The organism is uncultured Desulfosarcina sp., assembly GCF_963664155.2.
Taxonomy (GTDB): Bacteria; Desulfobacterota; Desulfobacteria; order Desulfobacterales; family Desulfosarcinaceae; genus Desulfosarcina.
In genome coordinates, this window is the sequence record NZ_CAXXXH010000001.1 from 3,401,556 (window position 1) to 3,416,191 (window position 14,636).

The 14,636-nt window shown below is 56.9% G+C and carries 15 protein-coding genes; 7 read left to right on the top strand and 8 right to left on the bottom strand.

Translation table 11 applies throughout. The features are described from left to right. The 3 genes from ACHZBS_RS15430 (at position 1) to ACHZBS_RS15440 (ending at position 4,516) form a co-directional block, all read left to right on the top strand. On the top strand, positions 1-2,106 hold the full coding sequence (locus ACHZBS_RS15430) for an ATP-binding cassette domain-containing protein (RefSeq protein ID WP_319407413.1): 2,106 nt from the start codon (positions 1-3) through the stop codon (positions 2,104-2,106). A 219-nt stretch (positions 2,107-2,325) separates the two neighbouring features. Continuing rightward, positions 2,326-3,498: an ABC transporter substrate-binding protein gene (locus ACHZBS_RS15435; protein WP_319407414.1), complete on the top strand. Its 1,173-nt coding sequence runs from the start codon at positions 2,326-2,328 to the stop codon at positions 3,496-3,498. Positions 3,499-3,736: 238 nt separating this feature from the next. Beyond that, positions 3,737-4,516 (top strand): SPOR domain-containing protein, encoded by a 780-nt coding sequence (locus tag ACHZBS_RS15440; RefSeq protein ID WP_319407415.1) that lies wholly within the window; start codon positions 3,737-3,739, stop codon positions 4,514-4,516. Positions 4,517-4,570: 54 nt separating this feature from the next. Here ACHZBS_RS15440 and ACHZBS_RS15445 read toward each other — a convergent pair whose 3' ends face one another. From ACHZBS_RS15445 to ACHZBS_RS15455, 3 genes are read right to left on the bottom strand one after another with little or no spacing between them, the layout of a single operon-like run. Then, positions 4,571-5,461, bottom strand: coding sequence for an amino acid ABC transporter permease (locus tag ACHZBS_RS15445; protein WP_319407416.1), 891 nt, complete (start codon positions 5,459-5,461; stop codon positions 4,571-4,573). Beyond that, entirely contained in the window at positions 5,458-6,282 is an 825-nt protein-coding gene (locus tag ACHZBS_RS15450; protein WP_319407417.1) for a transporter substrate-binding domain-containing protein, read from the bottom strand. Before ACHZBS_RS15450 ends, ACHZBS_RS15445 begins: the two co-directional genes overlap by 4 nt. 54 nt (positions 6,283-6,336) lie before the next feature. Further along, positions 6,337-7,158: an amino acid ABC transporter permease gene (locus ACHZBS_RS15455; RefSeq protein ID WP_319407418.1), complete on the bottom strand. Its 822-nt coding sequence runs from the start codon at positions 7,156-7,158 to the stop codon at positions 6,337-6,339. Between the two features lie 519 nt (positions 7,159-7,677). On the opposite strand from ACHZBS_RS15455, the gene ACHZBS_RS15460 reads away from it, so the two are divergent. After that, positions 7,678-8,040, top strand: a complete 363-nt coding sequence (locus ACHZBS_RS15460) for a DVU0772 family protein (protein WP_319407419.1) — start codon at positions 7,678-7,680, stop codon at positions 8,038-8,040. A 264-nt stretch (positions 8,041-8,304) separates the two neighbouring features. On the opposite strand, the gene ACHZBS_RS15465 is transcribed toward ACHZBS_RS15460, so the two are convergent. Next, positions 8,305-8,508 carry a DUF2892 domain-containing protein gene (locus ACHZBS_RS15465; protein ID WP_319407420.1) on the bottom strand — a complete coding sequence of 68 codons (204 nt, stop codon included), beginning with the start codon at positions 8,506-8,508 and terminating at the stop codon, positions 8,305-8,307. Positions 8,509-8,772: 264 nt separating this feature from the next. On the opposite strand from ACHZBS_RS15465, the gene ACHZBS_RS15470 reads away from it, so the two are divergent. From ACHZBS_RS15470 to ACHZBS_RS15480, 3 genes are all read left to right on the top strand, one after another. Further along, positions 8,773-9,234 carry a ferritin family protein gene (locus ACHZBS_RS15470; RefSeq protein WP_319407421.1) on the top strand — a complete coding sequence of 154 codons (462 nt, stop codon included), beginning with the start codon at positions 8,773-8,775 and terminating at the stop codon, positions 9,232-9,234. A 97-nt stretch (positions 9,235-9,331) separates the two neighbouring features. Continuing rightward, on the top strand, positions 9,332-10,144 hold the full coding sequence (locus tag ACHZBS_RS15475; RefSeq protein ID WP_319407422.1) for a ZIP family metal transporter: 813 nt from the start codon (positions 9,332-9,334) through the stop codon (positions 10,142-10,144). A 203-nt stretch (positions 10,145-10,347) separates the two neighbouring features. Next, positions 10,348-10,710: a universal stress protein gene (locus tag ACHZBS_RS15480; protein WP_319407423.1), complete on the top strand. Its 363-nt coding sequence runs from the start codon at positions 10,348-10,350 to the stop codon at positions 10,708-10,710. On the opposite strand, the gene ACHZBS_RS15485 is transcribed toward ACHZBS_RS15480, so the two are convergent. The 4 genes from ACHZBS_RS15485 to ACHZBS_RS15500 form a co-directional block, all read right to left on the bottom strand. Beyond that, positions 10,688-11,602, bottom strand: coding sequence for an aminoglycoside phosphotransferase family protein (locus ACHZBS_RS15485; RefSeq protein WP_319407424.1), 915 nt, complete (start codon positions 11,600-11,602; stop codon positions 10,688-10,690). The genes ACHZBS_RS15480 and ACHZBS_RS15485 overlap by 23 nt on opposite strands. Positions 11,603-11,746: 144 nt before the next feature. Beyond that, positions 11,747-12,292: an acyl-CoA thioesterase gene (locus ACHZBS_RS15490; protein ID WP_319407425.1), complete on the bottom strand. Its 546-nt coding sequence runs from the start codon at positions 12,290-12,292 to the stop codon at positions 11,747-11,749. Continuing rightward, positions 12,292-13,899 carry an FAD-dependent oxidoreductase gene (locus ACHZBS_RS15495; RefSeq protein WP_319407426.1) on the bottom strand — a complete coding sequence of 536 codons (1,608 nt, stop codon included), beginning with the start codon at positions 13,897-13,899 and terminating at the stop codon, positions 12,292-12,294. The genes ACHZBS_RS15490 and ACHZBS_RS15495 overlap by 1 nt, the downstream gene beginning before the upstream one ends. A gap of 16 nt (positions 13,900-13,915) precedes the next feature. Then, positions 13,916-14,602, bottom strand: a complete 687-nt coding sequence (locus ACHZBS_RS15500) for a rubredoxin-like domain-containing protein (protein ID WP_319407427.1) — start codon at positions 14,600-14,602, stop codon at positions 13,916-13,918. Positions 14,603-14,636 lie beyond the last annotated feature (34 nt).

A 14,636-nucleotide genomic window follows, 5' to 3' on the forward strand; every position in this document is an offset into this window, starting at 1 on the left:
ATGACCCAACCCCATTTGCTCTCCATTGACCAACTGACTGCCCATTACGGGGCTGCACAGGCCCTGTTTGGGGTGGATCTGACCATTGATCCGGGAGAGACGGTCGCCCTGGTGGGCGCCAACGGCGCCGGGAAAACCACCCTGTTGAAATGCATCATGGGTCTCATGAAACCCTCGGCAGGAGAAGTGTTACTGGAGGGTCGTGACGTCACCGGGAACTCACCGGTCCAGATGGTTCGCCAAGGCTTGGCCCTGACCCCGGAGGGAAGGGAAGTCTTTCCGCACCTGACCGTAGCGGAAAATCTGCAGATGGGCGCGGCTGCATTGAAAACCGGACGAAAAGAAGTCACCCTGCGCATGCAGGCCGTGTACGACCGTTTCGGTCGTCTGGCCGAGCGCCGGGACCAGGCGGCAGGGACCCTGTCCGGCGGCGAGCAGCAGATGCTGGCCATGGGGCGAGCACTGATGGCCCGGCCGCGACTGCTGCTGCTGGATGAACCCAGCCTGGGCCTTGCCCCTTTGATCACCGATGAGATCTTTGCGATCATCCACCAGCTGTCGCGTTCCGGCGTGACCATCCTGCTGGTGGAGCAGAATGCCGCCCGAGCGCTGTCGGCCTCCCATAAGGCTTTTCTGATGGCCGGCGGACGCATCGTTCAGCAAGGAAGCAGCCAGGATCTGCTCGTCGACCCAAGGCTGCGCGCCGCCTTCCTGGGCGCCGCCAGCGAAGAGAAACCAGCGGCCAGCCGGCTGGGGGCAGCCGGTCTGACCAACATCCGTTTGGAGAAACCCGACATGCATCGACACACTTTTATGCCCGATTTCCCCGATGACCAGGCATTGGCCGCCCACCAGCTCAACGGGCTGCGGTGGACCGTCCGCCACGCCTTTGAAGGCTCCAGTTTCTACCGCCAGCGCCTGGAAGCGGCAGGGGTCACCCCCGCGTCCATCCGGAGCCTTGACGATCTCAGGCGGATGCCGTTTACCACCGCCGACGATCTGCGCGAGTTTTATCCGTTTCCCCTGCGAGCGGTTCCCTTTGAGCAGATCGTGCGTATACACGCCAGTTCGGGCACCACCGGTAAGCGCAAGATCATCGGCTACACCCAGAAAGACCTGGACGACTGGATTCATTTTTTTGCGCGCTGCTATGAAATGGCCGGCGTTACCCCCCTGGACCGGGTGCAGATTGCCGTGGGCTACGGCATCTGGACGGCCGGCATGGGCTTTCAGCTGGGATGCGAGAAGGTCGGTGCCATGGCTGTTCCGGTAGGGCCGGGCAATATCGATATGCACCTCCAGTTCATGCAGGATGTCCGCTCGACGGTTTTTTGCAGCACGGCCTCCATGGCCCTGCTCATGGCCGAGGAGATTCATCGTCGCGGCATCGCCGATAAAATCAACATCCGCAAAATCATTTACGGTTCCGAGCGCAGCTCACGATCCATGCGTCGCAAGATATCCGAACTCTTCGGCGGCGCCGAGCTCTTCGACATCACCGGCCTCACCGAACTATACGGCCCCGGCACCGGCATCGAGTGTGCCGATCATGACTGCATCCATTACTGGGGAGATTACTACATTATGGAAATCATCGACCCGGAAACGCTTCAGCCCATGCCGGACGGCGAGTGGGGGGAAATGGTGGTCACCTCCTTGTGTAAGGAAGCGGCGCCGTTGATCCGCTACCGGACCCGGGACATCACCCGCATCATCCCCGGCAAATGTACCTGCGGCTCGGTCATGCCCCGCCACTCCCGCATCAAGGGCCGCAGCGACGACACCATTAAATTCCGGGGCGTCAACATCTACCCCTCCACCATCGATACCATTCTCTCGGCGATTCCGGGACTGGGCTCCGAATACCAGATTGTCCTGACCCGCGACAGCTCATCCGGGAAGGATTCCATGAAACTGGTCATCGAAAGGGGGCAGGCCGTGGATGCCGGCCGGACGGCGGAGCTGGTTCATGAAACCATCTACCAGGTAAAAAGGCAGTTGCTGGTATCCATCGATGTCGAACTGGTGGATTATGGCGAGCTGCCTCGCACGGAGCGTAAGAGCCAGCGGGTGTTTGACAGCCGAATCACGGACGAAATCGTTTGATGTTTATTCATAACCGGTGTCTTACGGTCCATATCGGCGTCCTCCCATGTTTCAGATCTTCGCCGTAGCGCTGCTACGCCTCCGGTCTGAAACATGCTGCGGCCTTGATCTGAACCGTAATCCACCAATTCTGAACAAACATCAGTTTATACTGATTTTGGATTTTATCGGAGGCGCAAGGCCTTCTTAAACTGAATCACAATGGAAAAGGAGGAGAAGATGAAACGGATGACTCGACTGGCGGCTATAGTTGTTGCTTTGATGATGTTTTTTTTCGGGGGTAGCGCTGCTGCCAAGGATACGATCAAGATCGGTGCCTTTTTCGACCTGTCCGGTCCGGCGGCCTTCATCGGCACGCCCACCAAGCTGGTGGCCGATATGGTGGTGGATAAGATCAACAAGGAGGGCGGTGTCAACGGCACACCCATCGAGCTGATCGTCGGCGACACCGAGGGCGACCCGGCCAAGGCCGTCAACATCGCCAAAAAGTTTATCTACAAGGACAAGGTGGCCGCTATCATAGGTCCCACTCGCACCGGCACCGGCATGGCGGTCAAGAAGATCATTCATGAGGGCAAGATTCCGACCTTCATGACTGTGGGCGGCGACCCGGTGATCATGGGGGGAGAGAAACTGGGCCCCTTCGATTGGGTGTTCAAATCACCTCAGCGATCATCGGTGGCCGTGAAGCGCCTCTACATGTACCTGAAATACAAGGCTCTCACCAAAATCGCTCTGCTCACCGCATCGGACGGCTTCGGCAAGGACGGTGTGCGCTGGCTGACCACGCTGGCCCCCGACTTCGGCATCGAGGTGGTGGCCCAGGAAGCTTTCGGCCCCAAAGACACCGACATGACCGCCCAGTTGACCAACGTCAAAAACGCCGGGCCCCAGGCTATCGTGGTCTGGACGATCGGCCCGGCCGGATCCATCGTCTCTAAAAACAAGGCCCAGCTGGGCATCGACTTGCCCCTGTTCCAATGCCACGGCCTGCCCGATCCCAAATATATCGAACTGGCCGGCAAGGCCTCCGAAGGCGACCGTATGCCGGCCACCAAGTTGATGGTCGCGGATGCTCTGCCCGACAGCGATCCCCAGAAGCCGGTCATCAAGGAGTTCGTCCGGCTCTACACGGATGTCTACGGCTACGACAAGCAGTTTCCCATCAATACCCACTCCGGATATGCCTGGGACGCCATCATGATCGTGGCCAACGCCATGAAAAAGGCCGGTATCAAGGCTAACGATCTGCGGGCGGCCATTGAGCAGACCAAAGGTTATGTGGGTGTCTCCGGCGTATATAATCTCACTCCGGAAGACCACAATGGCCTGGATGTGGATTCCATGGTAATCGTCCAGGTCCAGGACGGAAAATTCGTGATGGCGGAGTAGTCGTCGCCATTAGGCGTGTAATTCAAACCGGGCGACCCTACGTGGACGTCCGGTTCTACTTGAGACCAACCGGATGATGGCGATCCGCACCATTCTTGCCTTTTCGGCTGCCGGTGGTCGTTGATTGCCCCAAGGCTGCGTGGGGTGTTCGTGGTTGACCCGCCCTGCATGCGTTTGCATCGGTGCAGGCGACGATTTGATGACGGGTTACCTACTGGATCTATAGGAGGTGTCGGCGTTGAAACGAGCGCATTTTCTAAAAAACCAAAGGGGCTCGATGGTGTGGGTGGAATTGATCATCCTGATTGTGGTGATCGTCCTTGCCGTGGTCGCGATTCAGTTTTTCCCGAGACCTCCGGCACCGGCGCCACCACCTGCCGTGGTCAGAGTTAAAATACCGCCCATGCCGGTTCCCAAGGCCGATCCGATACCCCAGATGCCGCAACCACCAGCCACCGAATCAGAAGTCATTGCATCCTTATTGAATGATGATAAAGTGCCGGCGCCTATACCTGCGGGTGATCCTGAAGCCGCCCCTCCGGGCCAGGCGCCGACAGGGCAGGCATTAACTGAAGATGCACAAATAGGGCACGCGACACCATCGGATAAGGCCGCAACCACGGTTGAGAAGCCGGGACCGGAAGACCTTTCGGTGAATGAGGAGCAATCCGTAACCGTTGATCCAACTGGCGACGCTGATGTGGAGGAGGCAGCCCCAACTGCGGACATGCCGGTGGCGAAACCCTCGCCGGCCGGAACGGTCACAGAAAACGAGACTCGATTCACCATCCAGGTTGGAGCCTATCGCACCAAGGCGTATGCGGAAAACAACGCCGCAGAATTGAAACGGCTTGGTTACCCCTCCTTGATCGTCAAATTGATGGATGAGAACGTGAAACTCTTGTATTTGGTTCGCTTTGGCCGTTTTCAGACCCGCGAAGAAGCGGTCGCGGCGGCGGACGCATTTAAGGAGAAGGAGAAGATACCGGCGGTTGTCGTTCGTGCGAAAGCCCTTTAGAATACCCTATGGTAATTGATCATTCGAAATCGGATGGCCTGCGATTCTCTTTTTTCATACCGCCCGTGTCTCTTTCTTCAGATGCCACTCGAACCGCTCCACCAGCAAAGAGCAGATCAGGCAAAGCACGAAGTAGATGGCCAGGATGGTGATCCATACCTCGAAGGTGAGGAAGGTGGCGGCCATCAGTTCCATGCCCTGGAAGGTCAGTTCCTGGATGGAGATCACCGAGACGATGGCCGAATCCTTGATGGTGGAGATGAACTGGCCGGCCAGGGGCGGCATGATCCGCCGCAAGGCCTGGGGAAAGATGATGTGGCGCAGCTGCTGGGCCCGGCTGAAGCCCAGGCCGGATGAGGCCTCCCACTGGCCCTTGTTGATGGACTGGATGCCCGCGCGGATGATTTCGGTGATGTAGGCGCCTTCGTAAACCGCCAGAGCCACGGTGCCGGAGATGAACATCGGCACGCGGGAGGGTTCGGCCATGAGCAGGCGCAGGATCCCGGTTAGGGGGCCGCCGTCCATGAGTGTTGCCCGGCTGATGCCGATGGCGGGCAGGAGGCGGTCCCCGATAAAATAGTAGAATATGAAGATCCACACCAATACCGGAATATTGCGGATCAACTCCACGTAACCGGTCCCGATCATGCGGCGGTAGCGGCTGCAGCTGGTTCTGAACAGCCCCATGACCGTGCCGATGATCATGGCCAGCAGGGTGGCCCAGATGCTCAACCGCAGGGTAACCATTACTCCCTGGAGGATCAGGCCGGGTACCCAGCGGCCGCTTTCGGCATCCAGGCGCAGCAGGTACTGGGGAATGGCCGGCCAGTTCCATCGGTATTGGGCCTGCACGGTGGTATGATAGAGCAGCCACACCACGGCGGCCCCGATCCCGGTCAACAGGATCAGGTCCGTGGCGGTGATTCTGATCTTTTTTCCGATCACTGGAGTTGAGATTCCCAGTCTTTGGTTTCAAACCAGTAGGTCTTGCGTTCTTTCAGCCAGCCTTCGGCATCCACGTAACCGATCCAGTTGTTGAAATAATTCAAGGTATCCACATCACCCTTTTTCACGGCAAATCCGATGGGCTCCCGCGTAAATGTGCCCTGGATGGGCAGAAAGAGCTTGTCCGGGTATTTGATGGCCTGGAAGGCCGGTGTGGGGGCCGAGCCGACCACGGCGTGCACACGGCCGTTGATGACCTCCTGGTAGGCCTGGGCCTCGTCGTCGAACATGCGAATTTCCGCGTTGGGCAGGTATTTCTTGGTGGCGGTGACCGCGGTGGACCCCAGGCGGGCCGCAATGATGACGCCGGGCTTGTTGAACGCCTCGATGCCCGTCATGCCGGCGGCCATCTTCTTGCTGGCCACTATGGACATTCCCGTAAAATCATAAGGATTGGTGAAGTTGACCTTCAGGTTCCGGCTGGGCAGGATGCCCATGCCGCCGATGATGACGTCGAACTTGCCGGTAAGCAGCGCCGGGATGATGCCGGACCACTTGGTGGGAACGAATTCGATCTTGACGCCCATATCTTCGGCCAGGCGTGTGGCCACGTCGATTTCAAAACCGATCAGTTTTCCGGTTTTGTCCTTCATGGCCCAGGGCACGAAGGTGGACATGCCCACTCGCAGCACCCCGCGCTGGATCACCTGCTCCACAACACTGTCCTGGCTTTCGGCGGCATTTGCGCCGGGGAGGCCGGCCAGGGTGAAAACCAGAACGGTCAGGAAAATCATTCGGGTCACACGTGTCACGATTTTCATACTTACGCTCCTTTCCTTAATTGAAAATGATTTTCAGGGTCACACCCAAACATCTCAACCTGTCAGCGCCAGCCGTTTTTCCATGGCCTGGGCGGCCAGTGACAGGGACAGGGTCAATATCAGGTAGATGGCCGCGATGGTAAACCAGAGTTCGAAAACCAGATAGGTCTCCGCGATGATCTCCTGGCCCTTCATCGTCAGATCGTAGATAGCGATGGTGCTGACCAGCGCGGAGTCTTTGATCAGGGAGACGGCCTGGCTGACCAGCGGCGGGGTCATGTGCCGAAGGGCCTGGGGCAGCACCACCTGCCGGTAGGTGTGCAGCCGGCCCAGGCCGATGCTTTTGGCTGCTTCCCATTGGCCCTGGGGAATGGCCAGGATGCCGGCGCGGATGATTTCCGAGGCATACGCCCCTTCGAACAGGCTCAGCGCCAGAACCGCCGAGGCAAAGCGGCTGAGATCCACCATGGGCGAAAATACGAAGTAGATAAAAAACAGCTGGACCAGCAGGGGGGTGTTGCGGATTAACTCCAGGTAGGCCCGGGCAATGGCCCGGGCAGCAAAGGATCCGGATAAGCGGCAGACCGCCGTGATCAGGCCGAGCAGGCTGGAGAAAACCAGCGAGACGGCAGAAACCTTCAGCGTTACTATCAGCCCCTTGAGCAGGGGACCGGCCAGAAAATGGCCTTGCGAAAAGGTGTACAGATAACGAGGTACCCGGTACCACTGCCAATTGTAACCCAATCCCGCACCGCTTGCATAGACGAACCAGACGAGCAGGCCGGCGGTGACCATCACCCGAAACCAGTCGAAGGCGACTTGCTTCCAGCTATGTCGGGAACTGTCGTCCGGAATGAGGAAATCACAAGCGTTCATGGAATAATTAAAAACTCAATGCGTCGAACGGATGATGGCTTTTGAGGCGGTCAACGAAAGCCTTCCGGCTTCTGTCTCTTCTCACCTCGGATACTGAGCCGTGTGAATTGGTTTTGTTTGATTTGCCAATTAAAATGCACCATTTTTCGCAAAATGCAAGCTTTAGCGGGGGATGGATTATGAATGTATGCCAAAAAAGGTATCATTAGCCCGCATCTTGAAGAATGTGCTTCATGTATTATTATTAATTGATACATAAATGTATCGCTATGTGGCATGTGGACATTAAGGCTGTCGGCCTTGTCAGGGGCCTTATGCCGATTGCGGTCCCCAGAAACCGTGCGGGATGAATCGTAACTATCATTAAAAATTGATGTATTTTCTGTTTTTGGCGATCATTTCAACGTGCGGGCGGGATTGGCATGTTTCTGGCTGTTATATCTGCCAAATGGACGGATAGTAACAATCCTTAATCCCACCGGCCGGATGCCGGGTAAAAAAACCACCAGGAGTACAGACATGATGAACCTTGAGGAAATCAAAAGCAATTCGGATCTGGTCAATTCGATCGACTGGGAAATGACCCCTGAAGAGGCGGTTCGCCTTTACCTGGAGTGGGGAAACAACTGGGCTCGGGGTAATTACGTGATCCGCTCGAAAGATGATGTGTCCCACTATTTTGTGGTCAATACCTGGAAAGATGAGCCGGTGATTTATTTTATCCGCCGGAACAGTGACGAAGCGGTGGAACTGGCTAAGATCAAGATGCCCGGAGACCTAAAAAAACGTTACCTGCATTCTCAAGGCAGGCACAAAGGCGTGTGGGCCCTGGAAGGCGAGGTCAAATCCTGGCTCAAAAAAAAGCTCGACGTGCATTCGTAAGGGGTGTCGAAAAACGTTGCGCGCGCGGGCAATACACTACTAAACCCGGCACAATGGCGCAGTTAATGTTTGCCCCATGAATCTTTTTAGCCGTATACCAGCGCCCAAAAGCCTCTCAGGCCTGTGAAGAGAGTTATTCTTTTTCTGAGGCCGGTATTTTTTTCCAAGAACACCGGTTTTTTTTATGGCAGCACCTAAAACCGCCGCCGTCCTGTCCCGGAATACATCAACAATAAATCGAGATATCGTGAATTGCCTTTGCTTTTAATCGAAGGCTTTGCCCGGTTTTATTCCCAAGGGTTTAAGGATTTTCACCAGCGGGCAGAAGCCGGTGAAACTGGACTGCAGGAGATTGGCCCCCACAAAAGCGGTGAACCACAGCCAGTAGGCACTATGAATTTGAGACAACAATAATGATATTAAAATCATCGCCCCTGCAACAGCCAATACAACGCGGTCAATGGTCACGGTTAACCTCCAATCGGTTTTCGAGTATTTGTTTGTGGGCTAAAGAGATCCGGAAGCATCGAACTGTTACAATTTTTTTGTAGCACGCCGTTTCCCCAATAATCGCTCAACGCAGGATAAAAAACAATGGCATGTTAGTTGCTTTTTTAGTATGTCTATCGGTAACTGCCGATTGGGTTGAGTCAGTTTTCCGCGCATGAAAGATGTCACCCGGGTATTTGTTCTCGTTCCATCGATTACCATTTTCCGTATCAAGGGGGTAACATGAATTTCAATTCCTTCGAAGAGATCCTCGATTTTGCCATCGAAAATGAGAAACGGGCGGTCAGTTTCTACCAGAAACTGGTGGATAAGGAAACTTTTCCGGCATCCAAACAAACTCTTGCCGAGTTTGTTGAAGAGGAGAGGAAGCACCAGGCGCTCCTGGAAGAGTTCAAAAAAGGCAACCGGACCGTGGTGGAGTACAAATACGTATGGATTCCGGATATCAAGCGCAGCGACTACATTGTTGACATGGAGTACGAGCCGGGGATGGACTTTGCTGAAATTCTCCGGCTGGCCATGAAGCGCGAGGAAAAGGCCCTGCGCCTTTACAATGCACTGGCCACAAAAACCGACGACGCGGCGTGCATCAAGCTGTTTAAAATGCTGGCCCAGGAAGAGGCCAAGCATAAGCAGACGTTCGAGACCTTATACGACGACCACATGGCGGCCTTGGGGGATTGATGTCAACGGCGCCTCATCGCGGGATGCCGTCGTGGGCCTGCGGCAAAACCGAGATGGGTGTTTGCCGGACGGTATGCCAGCGTTTCGGAGAATCGATATGATTGACTATATCTCCCGGTTCAACCCCATTACCCAGGCTTTGCTGGCCACCCTGTTCACCTGGGGGGTGACTTCCCTGGGTGCCGGCATCGTGGTGTTTACCAAGCGGGTCAGCCCGCTGCTGATGGATACCTCTTTAGGGTTTGCCGGCGGAGTGATGATTGCCGCCAGTTACTGGTCCCTGCTGGCCCCTTCCATCGAGATGGCCGAGGAGGCCGGCACGATCCCGTGGCTGCCGGCAGCCGTCGGCTTTTTAGGCGGTGCCCTGTTTATGCGCCTGGTGGACATGGTGCTGCCTCACCTGCACCTGGGGCTTCCCACCAGCGAGGCCGAGGGGCCTAAAACCTCCTGGCAACGGTCGACCCTGCTGGTGCTGGCCATCACCCTGCACAATATCCCGGAAGGTTTGGCGGTCGGCGTTGCGTTTGGCGCCGTGGCATCCGGTGTGGGTTCGGCCACGGTGGGCGCCGCCGTCGCCCTGGCCATCGGCATCGGTCTTCAGAATTTCCCCGAAGGTATGGCGGTGTCCCTTCCCCTGAGACGAGAGGGCATGTCCAGGAGCAAAGCCCTTTGGTATGGCCAGTTGTCCGGCATGGTGGAACCGGTGGCCGGTGTGTTGGGGGCGGCGGCGGTGATGTTCTTCTACCCGATGCTTCCCTATGCCCTGGCATTTGCCGCCGGAGCCATGATTTTCGTGGTGATCGAAGAGGTGATTCCCGAATCCCAGCGGGGCAATAACGGAGACATCGCCAGCATGGGTACCGTGCTGGGTTTTACCACCATGATGGTTCTGGATGTGGCTCTGGGTTGAAGTGAGCTTCAATTCCGTATGATTCGAAACCCGCCGGTGGATCGGCGATGACACCTGAATAGGAGTGACAATATGCTGCCTCAAATCAAAAATATTCTCTATGCCACCGATATGTCTGAAAATGCACGCTACGCATACAATTACGCCGCCAGCCTGGACAGCAATACGGTGCGCGTATTACCATTCTGCATGTCATCGAGAAGTTGTCTGCAGAAACCTTTCTCCAGATTCAGGGATACGTGGGCGAAGAGAAATGGAAAAAGCTTCAGGAGGAAAAGCAGGCCGACTTCATTTCCACCCTTAAGGGCCGGCTGAACAACTTCTGTGATGAAATCAGCAGCGAGGTGGATGCCTGCACCTTTCAGGTGGACAAGATTCTCGTGAAAGAGGGCATTGCTGCCGACGAGATTCTTCATCAGGCCGAACTTAACGATGCAGACCTCATCGTTATGGGCACTCGGGGTTTTGGCATGTTTAAGGAAGCACTCATGGGCGGCACGGCGCGCCGGGTGGTGAGAAGAAGCACCATTCCGGTGATGGTGATCAGGCTGCCCGAGAAAGGATAGATTTCAGATCCTGCCGGTGCTCCAGTAGAAGGGACATATAGTCGGCTTCCAGTCGGATCATCGGCTGGTCATTTTTGCGCATCCATTCGCTGAGCCAGGCAAAGCGGATGGCCAGCACCAGGTCATGCAGCGTGTTCCAGCTCTCATGGGAAAAGATTTCCGCTTCTCTCAGCCGGCTGATCAGCCGGCGTGCGAAAGGACCGGCCAGGCTCTGCGGATGTTCCATTCCCAGGCATCCCAACAGGTTGGCCAGATCATAGGCTTCCGGTTTGATACCGCAGAATTCCCAGTCGATGACCGCCCGGATAGACCGTTTACCCCAGATGATGTTGATGGGGTGAAGGTCTCCATGGCAGAAACGGATGGGGAGACGGTCACGCTCGGGAAAGAACCGTTTTTCCAGATGATCCATGAAAGGGCGATAGCGTTCGGCGACTGTTTGATTGCGTTGAGAAAGCGTGGCAAAAAGGTCTCGGATATAGGCGCAAATAGAAAAGGGCGGCGTATTGAAAACCGCAGGATTTCGAGAGCTGATGGCATGGAGACCAATGAGAAATCCTGCGACCGCATCACCCCGCCAGCCGTCCATGACATAGGCGGGCCGATCCAGAACCACACCTCCCACATAAGGGCACAACTGCCACAGGCCATGGGCGATCAAGGGGATGAATTCTCCGTGGACATCCGGCAGGTAGAAACCCGCCTGCTGAAGCCCTTGGTCTGACAGCTCCTTGAGGACGCCGGCGATCCGACGCTTGCGGCCGTAGATTATCGAGGGGATCTTTTCCAGAACAAACAGTTGGCTGTCGGCAGTCTCCACGACACTTCGCCAGACGGTGCGTTCCGGACTGCCGGCAAGGGGAAGATCAGGCCGAAAACTGACGACGCTCATTTTCCATTGCCGGGAGACTGCCGCCAACAGGTCCGTTTCATTCAGCTGAGGTTGCAAAGGAGCTGATGAATCGCGTTTGGTTGATCTTTTACTATTTCGGAATCACCCGCCGATCTATCAGTGGCATGGTGTTCGTCTAATCGATTATTCCTGAGGTGCATGGCAGGCTTCCGGGTCGGTTCGGCAGGAGGTTTCGCGGGTTTTTTCAGCCAGGCGCACCCGGCGCCGGGCCTGAGCCTGACGGTTGCGTCGCTGTTCTTCATCGGTTTCCAGCATCAATGGGGGCACCGGCCGGGGGCGGAACTGGTCGTCCAGGGCCACAAAGGTCAGGTAGGCGGACGCCGTATGGCGGACTTCGCCGGTTTTCAGGTCTTCGGTCTCCACGCGCACCCCCACCTCCATCGATGTGCTGCCCACCAGGTTCAGGCTGGCCTTGAGACTGAGTAGATTGCCGATAAAGGCCGGGTTGTGAAAATCCAGACGGTCGATGGACGCGGTGACCACGTTGCAGCGGGTGTGCCGCAGGGCCACCACCCCGGCGGCGTCATCGATGTGCTTCATAACCACGCCGCCGTGGACGATGCCTGCCGGGTTGGCATCCTGGGGCTGCATCATGTGTGACATGGTCACCCGGCTTTCTCCTGCGGTTTTGGGCGGGTACGGGACGCCGTTTTTCGAACACCCGGTCATTATTTTTTCCAGTATGGATTGATGATGTCTTCGAAAATGGCCAGGGCCGCTTCGGAACCATAGCCCGCGGCGGTGACGATCTGTTTGAAGCCGCCAGCCACATCTCCGGCCACATAGATGCCCGGGACGTTGGTTCTAAACTCCTTGTGTTTGATGTAGCCTTCCTCGGAGAGTTCCAGCCCCACTTTTTTGGCCAGTTCCACGGCCGGATCGTAACCGATGGCCAAAAAGACGCCGTCGGCCGGTTTGGTGGCCGTCTCACCGGTGGTGTTGTTCAGCAGTACCACCTCCGTGACCCGGTTTTCTCCCCGGATCTCCTTGACCTCGGTGTTGAAGAGGATGGGGATGTTGCTGTCGATCAGTTTTTGAACCAGCACTTCCTGGGCTTTGAGGCGGTCCTGCCGGTGGACCAGGGTAACGGCCACGCCCATGTTGTGCAGGTGCAGGGCCTCGGTGGCGGCACTGTTGCCGCCGCCTACCATGAAGACCCGTTTGCCCTTGAACAGCGGCCCGTCACAGGTGGCGCAGTAGCTGACCCCGCGGCCGGAGAAGCGCTCTTCTCCCGGCACTCCCAGATGCCGGTGGGAGGCGCCGGTGGCGATGAGCACGGCCCGGGTTTTGAATTTTCTCCGTGAGGTCTGGACAATGTGCGGTTCGCCGGGGATGATGTCCACCACCTCTTCGCCGGGGAAGATCTGCACATATTCCAGGGCATGGGTGACCATGATGTCCACCAGGGTCTTGCCGCCCACCTCCTTCATGCCGGGGTAGTTTTCCACCACGGGGGTCAGGGCCACCTGTCCGCCCAGGACACCCTTTTCCACGACCACGGATTTCAGGCCGCTGCGGGCTGCATAGATACCGGCGGTGAGTCCGGCAGGACCGCCGCCGATGATCACCAGCTGGCACTCCACCTCCTCCGCGTCACTCTCGGGGATGAAGATGGTCTGCTGCTCCATCTTATCCAGGGAGGCCATGAACAGCTCTTCGGTCTGGGCGCCCAGGGCGGTGAGCACATCGTTGGCAAAGGTCTGGGGTACCGAGTGGGCCCCGTACTGATCGGCCAGTTCGGCGTTGGCCTGAATATCGATGATCTCCAGGGAAATCATCTCCGGTCTGGCCACAGCGGCCTTGAGGGCATTCAATGCCTGCTGGGGGCAGTAGGGGCAGGATGCGCTGACGAAGACTTTCAGATGGCGGGGCTGATCTATTTTTTTCAGTACACCCATGGCCGCCTCGTTCAGGTCGCTCTTGCCGGTGCCGATGCGCAGCAGGACTTCCAGGAATATTCGACCTTCTTCGCCTAATGGTGCGCCCAGCCAGCGGACATGGTAGCGTCCCGGGTCGAAGACCAGGGTGGGCGAGTGATCGATGCCCATCTCTTGAGCCTTCTTATGGTTCAGGTCGAATTCCCGCAGAACGATCTTATCGGTCAATTGCCGGAAAAAACGCAGTGCCTGGCGGGCGGCATCGTTGAAGACGTCGTTTTTCCCTACCTGGGTGAACAGAAAAATGGGTATTTCATGTTTAAGGCCGCTGAGAATACGGGTCAGCTCCATCTGGACCTGCTGCATCTGTGATTCGTCGATATCATGTGCCTGACTCATGGTGTAAATCTCCTTATCAGTCTCTGAAAACCAGCTTGCCGCCGTACCAGCCGGCGGTACTTGCCGCTCCCAGCATAATAAGGTTGATCATGAAAAAGGCAACCCGGGACGGCTGGGGGGTGGTGATCACCGCCGGGTTGACCAGCAACCAGATGAACAGAAACCAGGCGGTGACCGTGACGATGATGCCGCAGGCGATCTTTACGATAAAGACATCGGTGATGGCGCCGTTGAAGCGGTTCTGCCAGTCCACCCAGCCGGAAAACAGCACCAGCGGCATGGAAAGGGCTACCACACCCAGGTTGTACGTGGCCGCGCTGGCCATGCCTTTGATGCTGAACAGGGCCGACAGGAAAATGAACAGGATGGATACGGGCAGCAGGCCGTTGGGGATATGGACGGTTATGGGATGCCCGTGGAACCTGGTCATCATGTCGAACAGCCCGCGGTAGCGCGAATCCTTGAATGGGGAAACGGGTTCGGGTTCGGCAGGTGCAGCCGCTGCCGCCGGTTCGGATATTTCCGGGAAATCCGCCGCCGATCGGGTTTCGGGCGTTGCGGGTGGAGCCGGCTTCGGCGCCGGGGCCTCTGGTTCGGTGACGTCGATGAATTTACTTTTGGGGGCCCCGCAGACCGGACATTTCTCAGGGGGTTCATCGCCGGTGTGAATGTAGCCGCAGACTGTGCATTTCCATTTTTTCATCTTGAGTGTCAAGCCTCTCTTTAGCCTTGGGTGA

Coding starts and splice junctions, on each gene's coding strand:
- ACHZBS_RS15430 (WP_319407413.1), top strand. CDS start 1: ATGACCCAACCCCATTTGCTCTCCATTGACCAACTGACTGCCCATTAC.
- ACHZBS_RS15435 (WP_319407414.1), top strand. CDS start 2,326: ATGAAACGGATGACTCGACTGGCGGCTATAGTTGTTGCTTTGATGATG.
- ACHZBS_RS15450 (WP_319407417.1), bottom strand. CDS start 6,282: ATGAAAATCGTGACACGTGTGACCCGAATGATTTTCCTGACCGTTCTG.
- ACHZBS_RS15455 (WP_319407418.1), bottom strand. CDS start 7,158: ATGAACGCTTGTGATTTCCTCATTCCGGACGACAGTTCCCGACATAGC.
- ACHZBS_RS15460 (WP_319407419.1), top strand. CDS start 7,678: ATGATGAACCTTGAGGAAATCAAAAGCAATTCGGATCTGGTCAATTCG.
- ACHZBS_RS15470 (WP_319407421.1), top strand. CDS start 8,773: ATGAATTTCAATTCCTTCGAAGAGATCCTCGATTTTGCCATCGAAAAT.
- ACHZBS_RS15475 (WP_319407422.1), top strand. CDS start 9,332: ATGATTGACTATATCTCCCGGTTCAACCCCATTACCCAGGCTTTGCTG.
- ACHZBS_RS15485 (WP_319407424.1), bottom strand. CDS start 11,602: ATGAGCGTCGTCAGTTTTCGGCCTGATCTTCCCCTTGCCGGCAGTCCG.
- ACHZBS_RS15490 (WP_319407425.1), bottom strand. CDS start 12,292: ATGACCGGGTGTTCGAAAAACGGCGTCCCGTACCCGCCCAAAACCGCA.
- ACHZBS_RS15495 (WP_319407426.1), bottom strand. CDS start 13,899: ATGAGTCAGGCACATGATATCGACGAATCACAGATGCAGCAGGTCCAG.
- ACHZBS_RS15500 (WP_319407427.1), bottom strand. CDS start 14,602: ATGAAAAAATGGAAATGCACAGTCTGCGGCTACATTCACACCGGCGAT.